Consider the following 14,975-nt stretch of genomic DNA (forward strand, 5'->3'; position numbering starts at 1 on the left):
TTATCCTCGTAGGGTCGCCGTTAAACCTTTGCTTTGCGCGTACTGCTGCGCAAAGGCCAGCAGCTCGGGAGCGGCCAGCGGTTTGTCCGGTGCGGTATAGGGCTGACTGAGTAGTTGGTATTTATTCATTCCCAGCGTGTGGTACGGCAGGAAATGGATTTCGCTGACCTGAAGACGGTCGGCGGCAAAATCGGTAATCGCGGTAATGTCGGCTTCGCTGGCGTTAAATCCCTGAATTAATGGGACGCGAATGATGATTTTTTTCCCTGCCTGCGCCAGGCGCTGCAGGTTATCCAGCACCCGGCGGGCGCTGCCGTCGGTCCACTGCTGGAAGACGGCGTCATCGACGTGCTTCAGGTCGGCCAGAAACAGATCGACAAACGGTAAAGAGGGTTCAATGTACTTCCACGGTACGTGCAGGCAGGTTTCCACGGCGGTGTGAATGCCCGCCTGATGGCTGGCTTCGAACAGCGCCTGCGCCAGCGTCGGGTTCATAAAGGGCTCGCCGCCGGAAAGGGTGATGCCGCCGCCGCTGCGATCGTAAAATGGTTTATCACGCAGCACCGTCGCCATAATTTCCGCCACGCTTTTTTCCTCGCCGCAGACCGTCAGCGCGGTAGTGGGGCAGCAGTCGCGTAGCGCGGCGATATGGTCGTCGTTGACGTTTTGCCGATGGATAATCAGGCCGTCCAGAGTACGGGTAATCACCTCCGGCGCCGCCTGCTGACATAGTTCGCAGCCGTCAAGGCACAACCGCGCGTCATACAGCAGGTCTTCGCTGCGGGCGCGGCTTTCCGGGTTCTGACACCAACGGCAGCCCAGCGAACAGCCTTTAAGGAATACGACGGTACGGATCCCCGGGCCGTCATGGGTGGAGTAGCGCTGGATGTTGAAGATCATGATTTACCCTCTTATTTGCATATGAAGATTAAATAACTTTCGAATGAAAGTTATATTGACGCAAATCAACAATCAGAGTGGGTAGTAGAGATGGGGAAAAAAAGAACGGCGTGGTTCACAAAATAACCGGCGACCTGCCTCGCCGGCGGCTGGAGTTTAGCGTGAACCGCACACCTCGCACTGCGGGTGGCGCATCAGCTTCATTTCGCGAAACTGGCAGGTCATCGCGTCATACATCACGATTTTTCCCCTGGCGGGGGTGCCGTAACCGGTCAGCAGTTTAATCGCCTCCATGGCCTGCAGTGAACCGATAGTGCCGACCAGCGGCGCCATCACCCCGGCTTCGACGCAGGTGAGGGCGTTTTCGCCGAACAGGCGGCTCAGGCAACGATAGCAGGGCTCGCCGTCCTGATAGGTAAAGACGCTGATTTGCCCTTCCATACGAATTGCCGCGCCGGAGACCAGCGGGGTTTTGTGTTGGAAGCAGCCAGCATTGAGCTGGTTGCGAATAGCAACGTTGTCGGTACAGTCCAGCACCAGATGGTGGTCGGCAATCTGCGTTGCCAGCGCCGCGTCATCCAGCATTGCATCGATGGTGACCAGCCGGACGTGCGGGTTAATGTGCGCCAGCGCATTGCGGGCAGAATCGACCTTGGGCTGGCCGATGGTTGCGTCGCTGTGCAGCGTCTGGCGTTGTAGATTGGATAATGAAACGGTATCGAAATCCAGCAGGGTGAGCTGACCCACCCCGGCTGCCGCCAGGTATTGAGCGGCGGCGCAGCCGAGCCCGCCGAGGCCGACGACCAGTACGCGAGCGGCTTTTAAGCGCTCCTGACCGTCGAAATCAAACCCTCGCAGTACGATCTGCCGGTTATAGCGCAGCATCTCCTCGTCGCTCAGCTCAACGGCCATTACAGCCCCCCAAACAGATGATTAAAGGGCTCGACTTCGACCCATTCGCCCGCTTCGACGTTGCCGCGTTCGCGCTCCAGTACGATAAAGCAGTTACCGAGGCTGAATGAGCTGAAAATGTGCGAGCCCTGATGGCCGGTGGTGCTCACCACTAGTTCGCCTTCCGGATTGCGTTGCAGCACGCCGCGCTGGAAGTCGAGGCGGCCCGGCGATTTTTTCAGCCGACTGGCGGCGCGCACGCGCAGACGCATCGGCTGGGTTTGACCGCGGTTGCCGGAGAGCTTGGCCAGCAGCGGCTGTACCAGTTGATAGAAGATTAAGGTGGCGGAAACCGGATTGCCCGGCAGGCCGCAGAACCAGCTGTTGCTGAGCTTGCCGAAGGCGAACGGTTTACCCGGCTTAATCGCCAGCTTCCAGAAGCCGATCTCGCCCAGTTCTTCGAGGATAGTTTTGGTGTAATCGGCTTCGCCCACGGAGACGCCGCCTGAGCTTATTACCACATCGGCCTGCTGGTCGGCGGCGATAAAGGCGTCGCGCAGCTTTGCCGGATCGTCAGGAATAATGCCGAGGTTGATCACCTCGCAGCCCAGCTGTTCGAGCATCAGATGTACCGCCAGGCGGTTAGTATCATAAATCTGGCCATCGCCGAGCGGTTGGCCCGGCAACTGGAGTTCATCCCCGGTCGAGAAGACCGCGACGCGCACTTTACGGACTACCTCGACGTCGGCAATGCCCAGCGATGCCAGCACCGGCAGCTCGGCTACGGTGAGACGCGTACCCGCCGGGAATACTACCGCGCCGTTGGCGATATCTTCCCCGCGCCGGCGAATATTTTGCCCGGCTTTTACCGGCGCGATGAAGCGCACGCCGGCGTCGCTTTGTTCCGTTTCTTCCTGCATCACCACGGCGTCGCAGCCTTCCGGCACCGGCGCGCCGGTCATGATGCGGATACAGGTGCCCGCCGGCCAGGCGTCGTGGAACGGTTGGCCGGCAAAGGCCTTACCGGCAACCGGCAGCGCCGCGCCGTCGGTGAGGTCGGCCAGGCGCACAGCATAGCCGTCCATCGCCGAGTTATCAAAACCGGGTACGTCCAGCGGCGAAACGACATCATGGGCGGTCACGCGCGAAAAGGCCTGCAGCAGCGGCAGGGTTTCCGTGGCCTGCAGCGGCGAAATACGGTCGAGCATCTGAGTCAGGGCTGTGTCGAGCGGCATCAGTCCGGCGGTAAAATCCATGGGTTACTCCTGCTGGCAAAACGTCGAAAACGCCTATTATGGCAGAAAAGCGCCGGCGACTGTATGCCACTGCGGTACGAGGCTTTACATCACCGGATGCTCTTTCTATATTCAAAAAACGTATAAAAGGTTAGTCAGTATAATGATATCTATACAGTTTATGGCAAAGGAAAGATTGAATGGGTAAGGCGGTAATAGCAATCCACGGCGGCGCCGGCGCGATTAGCCGCGCGCAGATGACTCAGTCGCGCGAACGCGAGTATGTGGCCGCGCTGTCGGCCATCGTCGATAGCGGACAAAAAATGTTGGCAGCAGGCGCCAGCGCGCTGGATGCGGTGACCGAAGCGGTACGCCTGCTGGAAGAGTGCCCGCTATTTAACGCCGGAATAGGTTCCGTGTTTACCCACGATCAAACTCACGAACTGGATGCCTGCGTGATGGATGGCTATAGCCTGCAGGCCGGCGCGGTGGCTGGCGTAAAGCATCTGCGTAACCCGGTGCTGGCGGCGCGTCTGGTGCTGGAAGAAAGTCCGCACGTGCTGCTTATCGGCGAAGGGGCGGAAAAGTTTGCCGCCTCGCGCGGCATGGCGCTGGTTGAAAACGAGTTATTTTCTAGCACCGAGCGGCTTCTGCAGTTACAGCAGGCGAAAGAGGGCGGCGAGATTATTCTCGACCACCATGCCGCGCCGCTCGATGAACGCCACAAAATGGGTACCGTCGGCGCGGTGGCGCTGGACCTGGCCGGTAATCTGGCGGCAGCGACCTCCACCGGCGGAATGACCAATAAACTGCCCGGACGCGTCGGCGACAGCCCAGTGCCGGGCGCGGGCTGCTATGCCAATAATGCCAGCGTCGCGGTCTCCTGCACCGGCACCGGCGAAGTCTTCATGCGCACGCTCGCCGCTTACGACATTTCAGCGTTGATGGAGTACGGCAATCTCAGCCTGTTTGAGGCCTGCGAGCGGGTGGTGCAAGAAAAACTGCCGGCGCTGGGCGGCAGCGGGGGCCTTATCGCCATCGACCGCGAGGGGAATGTGGTGCTGCCGTTCAACAGTGAAGGGATGTACCGGGCGTGGTGTTATGCGGGTGATACGCCGACGATTGGAATTTATCGCGAATAAAAGGAGAAGCGAGTTTGCCGCAAAGTCATGAAATTGATGAAGACGATGTGCTGGTGGTACGCGATCTTAACGTCGCCTTTAGCCAGCAGCGGCAGCGCGTTTCTGCGGTGCGTAACCTGTCATTTAGTCTCCGCCGCGGCGAGACGCTGGCGATTGTCGGCGAGTCCGGTTCCGGAAAATCGGTGACCGCCCTGGCGCTGATGCGCCTGCTCGACGGGGCGGTCAGCGAAGTCAGCAGCGAGGCGTTGCTGCTGCGTCGACGCAACCGTCAGGTGATTGATATTAATGCACAAACGGCGGGGCAGATGCGTCAGGTTCGCGGCGCGGACGTGGCGATGATTTTTCAGGAGCCGATGACCTCGCTGAACCCGGTATTCACCATTGGCGAACAGATCGCCGAGTCTATTCGGCTACATCAGGGGCTGCGCCATGACGAGGCGCTGCGGGAAGCTAAAAAGATGCTCGAACGGGTGCGTATTCCGGAGGCGGAAGCGATGCTTTCACGTTACCCGCATCAGCTTTCCGGCGGCATGCGCCAGCGGGTGATGATCGCCATGGCGTTATCGTGTCGCCCGGCGGTACTGATTGCCGATGAACCCACCACCGCGCTGGACGTCACGATTCAGGCGCAGATCCTGCAGCTTATCGCCGCGCTGCAAAAAGAGATGGCGATGGGGGTGATGTTTATCACTCACGATATGGGCGTGGTGGCGGAAATCGCCGATCGCGTGCTGGTGATGTACCGCGGCGAAGCGGTAGAAAGCGGGCGCGTCGAGGATATTTTTCGCGCCCCGCAGCATCCTTATACCCGGGCGCTACTGGCGGCGGTGCCGAAGCTCGGCTCGATGCGCGGCAGCGATTTGCCGCGACGCTTCCCGCTGCTCAACGACGGTGTGACCCAGCAGCCGGAACAGAATACCGTGGTAGCCGGCAAACCGATTTTACAGGTACGCGACCTGGTCGCGCGTTTTCCGATCCGCGGCGGTATTCTCAACCGCGTCACCCGCGAAGTGCATGCGGTGGAAAAAGTGAGTTTCGACCTGTGGCCGGGCGAAACGCTGTCGCTGGTCGGCGAATCCGGCTGCGGTAAATCGACCACCGGGCGGGCGCTGCTGCGGCTGGTGGAAGCGCAGGGCGGCAGCATCACCTTTAACGGCCAGCGTATTGATGCGCTGTCCGGCGGCAAGCTACAGACGCTGCGCCGCGATATTCAGTTTATTTTTCAGGATCCTTACGCTTCGCTCGACCCGCGGCAGACGGTCGGTTATTCCATTATGGAGCCGCTGCGCGTGCATGGTCTGCTGGAAGGGGATGCGGCTCGCGAACGCGTCGCCTGGCTGTTGCAGCGCGTGGGGCTGGAGGCGGAACACGCGTGGCGTTATCCGCATGAGTTTTCCGGCGGTCAGCGGCAGCGTATCTGCATCGCCCGCGCGCTGGCGCTCAATCCGAAAGTGGTGATCGCCGATGAGTCGGTGTCGGCGCTGGACGTGTCTATTCGCGCGCAGATTATTAATCTGCTGCTCGATTTACAGCGTGAAATGGGCATCGCATTTCTGTTTATTTCCCATGACATGGCGGTGGTGGAGCGCATCAGCCACCGCGTAGCGGTGATGTATCGCGGGCGGATCGTGGAGATTGGCCCGCGTCGCGCCGTGTTTGAGAACCCTCAGCATCCTTACACCCGTAAACTGATGGCGGCGGTGCCGGTCGCCGATCCGGCGCATCGTCAACCGCAGCGCGTATTACTCTCTGACGAGCTGCCGGGGAATATCTATAAACCGGGAGAAGAAATCGACAGCGCGCCGTTACAGCTGGTAGCGCCGGGGCATTATGTCGCCCGTGAGCCCGCCGATGTACTGAGCCGATAACAACCTAACGCACTCTTGCAGGAGCATAACAACATGACTCAACCTGTTACACGCAAATGGCTACTGGCGCTTGGCATCGCCTCGGCGCTGGCGGCGACGCCGGCCTTCGCCGCGAAAGATGTGGTAGTGGCGGTCGGTTCCAACTTCACGACCCTTGATCCCTATGACGCGAACGATACGTTATCGCAGGCGGTGGCGAAGTCGTTTTATCAAGGCCTGTTCGGCCTTGATAAAGAGATGAAACTGCAAAACGTATTGGCGGAAAGTTATACCGTTTCGGCGGATGGTCTGGTGTATACCATCAAGCTGCACAGCGGGGTGAAATTCCAGGATGGCACCGATTTTAACGCCGAAGCGGTGAAAGCGAATCTCGACCGCGCCAGCAATCCGGATAACCATCTCAAACGTTATAACCTGTACAAGAATATCGCCAGCACCGAGGCGGTGGATCCGACGACGGTCAAAATCACGCTCAAACAGCCGTTCTCGGCGTTTATCAATATTCTTGCCCATCCGGCGACGGCGATGATTTCGCCGGCGGCGCTGAAAAAATATGGCAAGGAGATCGGCTTCCACCCGGTAGGTACCGGGCCGTATAAGCTCGATACCTGGAACCAGACCGATTTCGTCAAAGTCAGCAAGTTTGACGGTTACTGGCAGCCGGGGCTGCCGAAGCTGGATTCCATTACCTGGCGCCCGGTGGTCGATAACAACACCCGTGCGGCGATGCTGCAAACCGGCGAGGCGCAGTTCGCCTTCCCGATCCCTTACGAGCAAGCGCCGCTGCTGGCGAAAAACAGCAAGCTGGAGCTGGTGGCCAGCCCGTCGATTATGCAGCGCTATATCAGCATGAACGTAACGCAGAAGCCGTTCGATAATCCGAAGGTGCGGGAAGCCATTAACTATGCGATTAACCGTCAGGCGCTGGTTAAGGTCGCGTTTGCCGGATACGCCACCCCGGCGACCGGCGTCGTACCGCCTTCTATTGCTTACGCCCAGACCTACAGCGCATGGCCTTACGACCCGGCGAAAGCCCGTCAGTTGCTGAAAGAAGCCGGTTTCCCTAACGGCTTTAGCACCACGCTGTGGTCATCGCATAATCACAGCACCGCGCAGAAGGTGCTGCAGTTTACCCAGCAGCAGCTGGCGCAGGTGGGTATAAAAGCGCAAGTGACGGCGATGGATGCCGGACAGCGTGCGGCGCAGGTTGAAGGCAAGGGGCAGAAAGAGAGCGGGGTGCGGATGTTCTACACCGGCTGGTCAGCGTCGACTGGCGAAGCCGACTGGGCGCTGTCGCCGCTATTCGCCTCACAAAACTGGCCGCCGACCCTGTTTAACACCGCGTTTTACAGCAACCCGCAGGTCGATAAAGACCTGAGCGAGGCGCTGAAAACGACCGATGCGCAACAGAAGACCACACTCTATAAAGATGCGCAGGACATTATCTGGAAAGAGTCGCCGTGGGTGCCGCTGGTGGTGGAAAAGCTGGTATCGGCGCATAGCAAAAACCTGACCGGGTTTTATATTCAACCGGATACCGGTTTTAGCTTCGAGCAGGCGGATCTGACGCAGTGATAGTGCTTATGCTCACGCGTTCCTTCTGCCGAAATGGGAGGGGGCGATGCTGAATTACGTTCTGAAGCGCCTGCTGGGGCTCATTCCGACGCTGTTTATCGTCGCCGTTCTGGTGTTCCTGTTTGTACATATGCTGCCGGGCGATCCGGCGCGGCTGATCGCCGGGCCGGAAGCCGATGCGCAGGTGGTGGCGATGGTTCGCCAACAGTTGGGGCTCGATCAGCCGCTGCACGTGCAGTTCTGGCACTACATCACCAATGTATTGCAGGGTGATTTCGGTATCTCGATGGCTTCGCGCCGCCCGGTGACCAGCGAAATCGCCAGCCGCTTTATGCCGACGCTATGGTTAACGCTTGCCAGTATGAGCTGGGCGGTGCTGTTCGGCATGGCGGCGGGCATCGCCGCGGCGGTGTGGCGCAATCGCTGGCCGGATCGGTTGGGGATGGCGCTGGCGGTAACCGGTATCTCCTTCCCGGCGTTCGCCCTCGGCATGCTGCTGATGCAGGTTTTTTCCGTCGAGCTGGGCTGGCTGCCGACGGTCGGCGCCGACAGCTGGCGGCACTATATTCTGCCGTCGTTGACCCTTGGCGCCGCGGTGGCATCGGTGATGGCGCGCTTCACCCGCGCGTCGTTCGTCGACGTGCTGCATGAGGATTACATGCGTACCGCGCGGGCTAAAGGGGTGAGCGAAACGCTGGTGGTGTTGAAGCATGGCCTGCGCAACGCGATGATCCCGGTAGTGACCATGATGGGTCTGCAGTTCGGTTTTCTGCTCGGCGGCTCCATTGTGGTGGAGAAGGTCTTCAACTGGCCGGGGCTTGGCCGGTTGCTGGTCGATTCCGTGGAGATGCGCGACTACCCGGTGATCCAGGCGGAAGTGCTGCTGTTTTCGCTGGAGTTCATTCTTATCAACTTAGTGGTGGACGTAATGTATGCCGCCATTAACCCGGCTATCAGGTACAAGTAAGGTGCGATTGCTCAACTGGAGAAGGGAAGCGGTTATCAACGCCATGCCGGGCGTTAAGCCCGGGCAGATCCGCACGCCGTGGCACGAGTTCTGGCGGCGTTTTCGTCGCCAGCCGGTGGCGATGGCGGCGGGCCTATTTGTGCTGCTGCTGATTATCGTCGCGATTATCGCGCCGTGGATAGCGCCGTATGACGCGGAAAACTATTTTGATTACGACCGGCTCAATGAAGGGCCGTCAATGGTTCACTGGTTCGGCGTTGATTCGCTGGGGCGCGATATCTTCAGCCGTGTGCTGGTCGGCGCGCAAATTTCGCTGGCCGCAGGGGTTCTGGCGGTACTAATTGGCGCGCTAATTGGCACCGTGCTCGGCCTGCTGGCCGGTTACTACGAAGGCTGGTGGGACCGCATCACCATGCGTATCTGCGACGTGCTGTTTGCCTTCCCCGGCATTCTGCTGGCGATTGCGGTAGTGGCGGTGATGGGCAGCGGGATGGCCAACGTGATTATCGCGGTGGCGATATTCTCAATTCCGGCGTTCGCCCGCCTGGTGCGCGGTAATACGTTAGTGCTGAAGCAGCAGACGTTTATTGAGTCGGCGCGCAGTATCGGCGCCAGCGATACGACCATTCTGTTCAACCATATTTTGCCCGGTACGGTATCGTCGATAGTGGTTTATTTTACCATGCGCATCGGCGTGTCGATTATCTCCGCCGCCAGCCTGTCGTTCCTCGGCCTTGGCGCCCAGCCGCCGACGCCGGAGTGGGGGGCGATGCTGAACGAAGCGCGCGCGGATATGGTGATGGCGCCGCATGTGGCGTTATTCCCGGCGATCGCCATTTTCCTGACGGTGCTGGCGTTTAATCTGTTGGGCGACGGCCTGCGCGATGCGCTGGATCCGAAGATAAAGGGGTAGGAGACAAACGCGGCGGGAGCAAAGTTGGTAGGTTAGCCCAGCCTGCGCTACGCCTGACAGGGCTACAGGTTTGAGCGGTTGGTAGCCCGGATAAGGCGTAAGCCGCTATCCGGGTTATCCCAGCCTGCACTACGCCTGGCAGGGCTACGGGTTTGAGCGGTTTGGTAGCCCGGATAAGGCGTAAGCCGCTATCCGGGAAGCGGGATTAGACCCGGGAACCCCACAGGTCATATTCGTCGGCGTGTTCGACTTTCACCCGCAGCACGTCGCCCGGTTTAACGTTGGTTTCACCGTTCAGATAGACCGCGCCGTCGATTTCCGGGGCATCGGCCATGCTGCGGCCAATCGCGCCTTCTTCATCGACTTCATCGACCAGTACCATAATTTCGCGGCCCACTTTCTCCTGCAGACGCTCGGCGGAAATCTGCTGTTGCAGCTGCATAAAGCGGTTCCAGCGCTCTTCTTTCACCTCTTCCGGGACCTGATCCGCTAGTTCGTTGGCGGTGGCGCCTTCAACCGGGCTGTACTTGAAGCAGCCAACGCGGTCCAGACGCGCTTCTTTCAGGAAATCGAGCAGCATCTGGAAATCTTCTTCCGTTTCGCCCGGGAAACCGACGATAAAGGTGGAACGCAGGGTCAGATCCGGGCAGATCTCGCGCCACTGTTTAATACGCGCCAGCTGACGGTCTGCGGAACCCGGGCGCTTCATCAGTTTCAGAATGCGCGGGCTGGCGTGCTGCAGCGGAATATCGAGATACGGCAGAATCTTGCCTTCCGCCATCAGCGGAATCACATCGTCAACGTGCGGATACGGGTAGACGTAGTGCAGACGCACCCAAATGCCGAGCTTCGCCAGCTCTTCGCACAGGCTGACCATACTGGTTTTCACCGGCATGCCGTTGTGGAAACCGGTGCGGTGCTTGACGTCAACGCCATAGGCGGAGGTGTCCTGCGAAATCACCAGCAGCTCTTTCACCCCGGCGTCGGCCAGACGTTTGGCTTCCGCCAGCACTTCGCCAATCGGGCGGCTCACCAGATCGCCGCGCATTGACGGGATGATGCAGAAGGTGCAGCGATGGTTGCAGCCTTCAGAAATTTTTAAGTACGCGTAGTGACGCGGCGTCAGCTTGACGCCCTGTTCCGGCACCAGGCTGAGGAACGGGTTGTGCTTCGGCTTTGGCGCATAGTGATGAACGTGTTCCAGCACCTGCTCGTAGCTATGCGGCCCGGTAATTTCCAGCACCTTCGGATGCACTTCGCGGATTTGATCTTCTTTCGCGCCGAGGCAGCCGGTAACGATCACTTTGCCGTTTTCTTTTAAGGCTTCGCCGATCGCTTCAAGCGACTCCTGCACGGCGCTATCGATAAAGCCGCAGGTGTTGACGATAACCATATCGGCGTTGTCGTAGCTGGGAACCACATCATACCCTTCGGTACGCAGTTCGGTGAGGATACGTTCTGAGTCTACCAGGTTTTTCGGGCAGCCCAGGGAGACGAAGCCGATTTTCGGCTGGTGCGTGACATTGCTCATAGCTTAAAAAATGTTCATTTATTGGAATGGTCAGGGCAGGAATTCTACAGATCTTTGCGAAAAAGAGTATAGCCAGGCGGCGATGAATGATGAAAAAGCGTTAGCGCAGCGGAGGCGTTTAAGCCGCGTTGTTGGCCGCCCAGGTTGTAACATTGTAAATAATGTTAATTGCTGTGTGATTATTGACCTCGCTCATGATTCCGCGCAAAAAATGACCATACTATGATTATGGTAATGGACGACAGAGGAGGACCGTGATGAGCGTTGACAGACGTTACACTAACCTTTTGAATAAGCTGATTAATGCCAATATCGATTTGGCGGCTTATCTCCAGCTTCGTAAAGCGAAAGGCTATATGTCAGTCAGCGAAAATGACCATCTGCGTGATAACTTGTTTGAGCTATGCCATGAACTGCGCGTACACGCGCCGCGTTTGCAGCACGCCATCGCGCCGGAAGAGATGGAAGCCTTCCGCCTTGCCGGCGAGTCCGTCGCTTCGGCGGCGGTTTGCCTGATGAGCGGGCACCATGATTGCCCGGCTTATATTGCCGTTAACGTAGAGAAGCTAGAACGCTGTCTGTCGGGATTGACGATGAATATTCACATTCTGAATAACTCAGCGCCAATGACCCACGCCTGAATCCAGGGGGGATTTTTCCCCCCTGTTAAAGTTTATGTAAAAATCCCTGCCTGACCGCCCACGCTGGCTACCCTTATCAGCAATGCTGACGAAAGGAGTGCGCCATGCGCCGATATCTCAAAATAACACTTATGACTGTGCTGCTGCCCATGGCGGCGATGGCCGCGCCGCGCGTTGAAGTGCTGCAGGATAACCTCGACCACCCCTGGTCACTGGCATTCCTGCCGGACAATGAAGGCGTGCTGATTACCCTGCGCGGCGGCGAACTTAAACGCTGGCAGCTCGATCAAGGATTATCGGCGCCCATTCGCGGCGTGCCGAAGGTGTGGGCCAACGGCCAGGGCGGCCTGCTGGATGTGGTTCTGGCGCCGGATTTTGCTCAGTCGCGCCGGGTATGGCTGAGCTATGCCGAAGCTGGCGATGACGGCAAAGCGGGGACGGCGGTGGGGTATGGCCGCCTCAGCGCCGACCTGCAAAACCTGGAAGATTTTAAAACCGTTTTCCGCCAGCAGCCGAAGCTCTCCACTGGCAATCATTTCGGCGGGCGGATGGTCTTCGATGGCAAAGGTCATCTGTTTATCGGTTTAGGCGAAAATAATCAGCGCCCGACGGCCCAGGATCTCGATAAGCTGCAGGGAAAAGTGGTACGCCTGACCGAACAGGGGGAAATCCCCAAAGATAATCCTTTCGTCGGCCGTACTGGCATCAGACCGGAAATTTGGGCTTATGGTATTCGCAACCCGCAGGGGATGGCGATGAATCCGTGGAGCGATACGCTGTGGCTGAACGAACATGGCCCGCGCGGCGGCGATGAGATCAATATTCCCCTCGCCGGGAAAAACTACGGCTGGCCGCTGGCGACGCACGGCATTAACTATAGCGGTCAACCTATCCCGGAAGCTAAAGGAAAGAGCGCGCCGAATACCGAGGCGCCGCTGCATGTCTGGCCGGTCTCCCCGGCGTTGAGCGGGATGGCATTTTACAACGCGTCAACTTTCCCGCAGTGGCGACATAAGTTGTTTATCGGCGCGCTGAAGGATGAGTCCTTGATTGTGCTCTCGGTGGACGGCAATACCCTCAGCGAGGAGACGCGGCTATTAAAAGATCGCGGCAAACGCATTCGTGATGTGCGCGTTGGGCCCGACGGTTATCTTTATCTGTTAACCGACGAGCCCGACGGTGAACTGCTCAAGGTCAGCCCGGAGTAATGACCTCAGGTGACCGGGATCATGACGACGTCGCGGAAGGCCTGGCGCTGCTGGATTTGCTGATACCAGCGCTGCAGATGGGGCCGCGGCTGCCAGCTGTCGAGGATGGAAAGCAGGTTATAAACGAACGGCGCCACCGCCACATCGCCAAGGCCGAACTCATCGCCAGAAAGCCAGGCATGCTTCGCCAGTTCATCGTCGAGCATGGCGAACAGCCCTTCACAGGCGTTAATACCTGCCTCAATGGCCGCCGGATCGCGCTGGTCCGGCGGCGTTCTGACCAGCCCCATTAATACCGGACGGTGCGCCGGGGACAGCGTAGCATTGGCCCAGTCCATCCATTTTTCACCCTGCGCGCGCTGCACAGGCGACTCCACCCACAGACGGTTTTGCCCGTACTGCGCGGCAAGATAACGAATAATGGCGTTGGATTCCCACAGCACCAGCCCATTGGCATCGTCTTTGAGTAGCGGCACCAGGCCGTTCGGGTTCATCGCCAGATACTCCGGGTCGTGATTGAGACCATACTCCAGCCCCGCCAGAATCTGCTGATAAGGAAGATCCAGTTCCGCCAGCACCCAGCGCACTTTCTTCACGTTGGTCGAGTTATTTCTGCCCCATAACGTAATCATATCCGCTCCTGCATGTTATTTAATCGCCGTTGCAACATGGTGAGCAATCATGTTGGAATAAAGTTAATATTAAGGCAATCACGATCAAAAAAATTGCCTTGTTTTCAGCAGGCAGCGTCGTTATTGCGTAAACTTTAAAAACTTTACCAACTCGCTGTTTCTTTAAGGTCATTTGTACGCTTTACTCACCGCCTTGTGCTGTGCGGCAAGAGTGTTGCGGCATATTTTGTTTGGAAAGGATACTTGGGTGGCTCTTATGACGCATGATGCTTTTTCCCTTCGCGGCCTCGCGGCAGGCTGCGCGCTTTTACTTCTCGTGGCCCCTGCAGTGCAGGCGGCGGATCAACTTCCGGATGCGCCATCGATTGATGCGCGAGCCTGGATCCTGATGGACTATGCCAGCGGCAAAGTATTGAGTGAAGGCAATGCCGACGAGAAACTCGACCCGGCCAGCCTGACCAAAATCATGACCAGCTACGTGGTAGGCCAGGCGCTGAAAGCAGGCAAAATCAAACTGACCGATACGGTTACCGTTGGCCGCGATGCGTGGGCCACGGGCAACCCGGCGCTGCGTGGCTCCTCGGTGATGTTCCTGAAGCCAGGCATGCAGGTATCGGTTGAAGACCTCAATAAGGGCGTGATAATTCAGTCCGGTAACGATGCCAGCATCGCCATCGCCGACTATGTCGCCGGCAGCCAGGATTCGTTTGTCAATCTGATGAACGGCTACGCGCAGAAAATCGGCCTGACCAACACCACCTTTAAAACCGTCCACGGCCTGGACGCGCCGGGGCAGTTCAGTACCGCGCGCGATATGGCGCTGCTGACTAAAGCGATGATCCATGATGTGCCGGAAGAGTACGCGGTACACAAAGAGAAAGAGTTCACCTTCAATAAAATCCGTCAGCCAAACCGTAACCGTCTGCTGTGGAGCACCAACCTCAATGCCGATGGCGTAAAAACCGGCACTACCGCCGGCGCGGGCTACAACCTGGTCTCTTCCGCCACCCAGGGCGATATGCGCCTTATCGCGGTAGTGCTGGGCACTAAAACCGACCGTATTCGTTTTAACGAGTCCGAAAAACTGCTGACCTGGGGCTTCCGTTTCTATGAAACCGTCACGCCAATCAAACCGGATACCACCTTTATTTCCCAGCGCGTGTGGTTCGGCGACAGTAATGAAGTCAAACTGGGTGCCGGCGAAGCCGGATCGGTGACCATTCCACGCGGGCAGTTGAAAAACCTGAAAGCCAGCTACAACCTGACTGAGCCGCAGCTCACCGCGCCGTTGGCGAAAGGGCAGGTGGTGGGCACCATCGACTTTAAACTCAATGACAAAACTATCGAACAGCGACCGCTGATCGTCATGGAAGACGTGAAAGAGGGCGGCTTCTTCAGCCGCATGGTAGACTTCGTGCTGATGAAACTGCACGGCTGGTTCGGCAGCTGGTTCTCTTAAGCGACAGGCCGCG

At 58.3% G+C, this 14,975-nt stretch carries 13 protein-coding genes; 8 read left to right on the forward strand and 5 right to left on the reverse strand.

Features of this window, described 5'->3' with window-relative positions; translation table 11 throughout:
• From ABLV08_RS07120 to moeA, 3 genes are all read right to left on the reverse strand, one after another.
• Positions 1 to 900, reverse strand: coding sequence for a glycyl-radical enzyme activating protein (locus tag ABLV08_RS07120; RefSeq protein WP_032711275.1), 900 nt, complete (start codon positions 898 to 900; stop codon positions 1 to 3).
• 156 nt (positions 901 to 1,056) lie between these two features.
• Positions 1,057 to 1,812 (reverse strand): molybdopterin-synthase adenylyltransferase MoeB, encoded by a 756-nt coding sequence (moeB, locus tag ABLV08_RS07125; RefSeq protein WP_059444694.1) that lies wholly within the window; start codon positions 1,810 to 1,812, stop codon positions 1,057 to 1,059.
• Positions 1,812 to 3,047 (reverse strand): molybdopterin molybdotransferase MoeA, encoded by a 1,236-nt coding sequence (moeA, locus tag ABLV08_RS07130; protein WP_348855690.1) that lies wholly within the window; start codon positions 3,045 to 3,047, stop codon positions 1,812 to 1,814. Before moeA ends, moeB begins: the two co-directional genes overlap by 1 nt.
• Positions 3,048 to 3,226: 179 nt before the next feature.
• On the opposite strand from moeA, the gene iaaA reads away from it, so the two are divergent.
• The 5 genes from iaaA to gsiD are packed head-to-tail and all read left to right on the forward strand — an operon-like array spanning position 3,227 to position 9,491.
• Positions 3,227 to 4,168 (forward strand): beta-aspartyl-peptidase, encoded by a 942-nt coding sequence (iaaA, locus tag ABLV08_RS07135; protein ID WP_230132960.1) that lies wholly within the window; start codon positions 3,227 to 3,229, stop codon positions 4,166 to 4,168.
• 14 nt (positions 4,169 to 4,182) lie between these two features.
• Positions 4,183 to 6,036 carry a glutathione ABC transporter ATP-binding protein GsiA gene (gsiA, locus tag ABLV08_RS07140; RefSeq protein WP_015367556.1) on the forward strand — a complete coding sequence of 618 codons (1,854 nt, stop codon included), beginning with the start codon at positions 4,183 to 4,185 and terminating at the stop codon, positions 6,034 to 6,036.
• Positions 6,037 to 6,069: 33 nt separating this feature from the next.
• Complete coding sequence (gsiB, locus tag ABLV08_RS07145; RefSeq protein WP_015367555.1) at positions 6,070 to 7,611, forward strand: glutathione ABC transporter substrate-binding protein GsiB; 1,542 nt, start codon at positions 6,070 to 6,072, stop codon at positions 7,609 to 7,611.
• A gap of 46 nt (positions 7,612 to 7,657) precedes the next feature.
• A complete protein-coding gene (gene gsiC, locus ABLV08_RS07150; RefSeq protein WP_015367554.1) occupies positions 7,658 to 8,578 on the forward strand; it encodes a glutathione ABC transporter permease GsiC in 921 nt (306 codons plus the stop codon).
• A 1-nt stretch (position 8,579) separates the two neighbouring features.
• Entirely contained in the window at positions 8,580 to 9,491 is a 912-nt protein-coding gene (gene gsiD, locus ABLV08_RS07155; RefSeq protein ID WP_015367553.1) for a glutathione ABC transporter permease GsiD, read from the forward strand.
• 205 nt (positions 9,492 to 9,696) lie between these two features.
• Here gsiD and rimO read toward each other — a convergent pair whose 3' ends face one another.
• Positions 9,697 to 11,022 carry a 30S ribosomal protein S12 methylthiotransferase RimO gene (rimO, locus tag ABLV08_RS07160; RefSeq protein WP_015704839.1) on the reverse strand — a complete coding sequence of 442 codons (1,326 nt, stop codon included), beginning with the start codon at positions 11,020 to 11,022 and terminating at the stop codon, positions 9,697 to 9,699.
• Between the two features lie 257 nt (positions 11,023 to 11,279).
• On the opposite strand from rimO, the gene bssR reads away from it, so the two are divergent.
• Both bssR and ABLV08_RS07170 read left to right on the forward strand, forming a co-directional pair.
• Complete coding sequence (gene bssR / locus ABLV08_RS07165; protein WP_015367550.1) at positions 11,280 to 11,663, forward strand: biofilm formation regulator BssR; 384 nt, start codon at positions 11,280 to 11,282, stop codon at positions 11,661 to 11,663.
• A gap of 104 nt (positions 11,664 to 11,767) precedes the next feature.
• Positions 11,768 to 12,871: a PQQ-dependent sugar dehydrogenase gene (locus tag ABLV08_RS07170; RefSeq protein ID WP_026612365.1), complete on the forward strand. Its 1,104-nt coding sequence runs from the start codon at positions 11,768 to 11,770 to the stop codon at positions 12,869 to 12,871.
• A gap of 5 nt (positions 12,872 to 12,876) precedes the next feature.
• On the opposite strand, the gene ABLV08_RS07175 is transcribed toward ABLV08_RS07170, so the two are convergent.
• The gene (locus ABLV08_RS07175; RefSeq protein WP_045364583.1) at positions 12,877 to 13,503 is read right to left on the reverse strand and encodes a glutathione S-transferase family protein; all 627 of its coding nucleotides are present in this window, start codon (positions 13,501 to 13,503) and stop codon (positions 12,877 to 12,879) included.
• A 256-nt stretch (positions 13,504 to 13,759) separates the two neighbouring features.
• Here ABLV08_RS07175 and dacC point away from each other — a divergent pair, with 256 nt between their 5' ends.
• Entirely contained in the window at positions 13,760 to 14,962 is a 1,203-nt protein-coding gene (gene dacC / locus ABLV08_RS07180) for a serine-type D-Ala-D-Ala carboxypeptidase (protein ID WP_348855755.1), read from the forward strand.
• The last annotated feature ends 13 nt before the right edge of the window (positions 14,963 to 14,975 follow it).

The organism is Klebsiella sp. CN_Kp088 (assembly GCF_040064335.1).
In the GTDB taxonomy this organism is placed as follows: Bacteria; Pseudomonadota; Gammaproteobacteria; order Enterobacterales; family Enterobacteriaceae; genus Klebsiella; species Klebsiella aerogenes.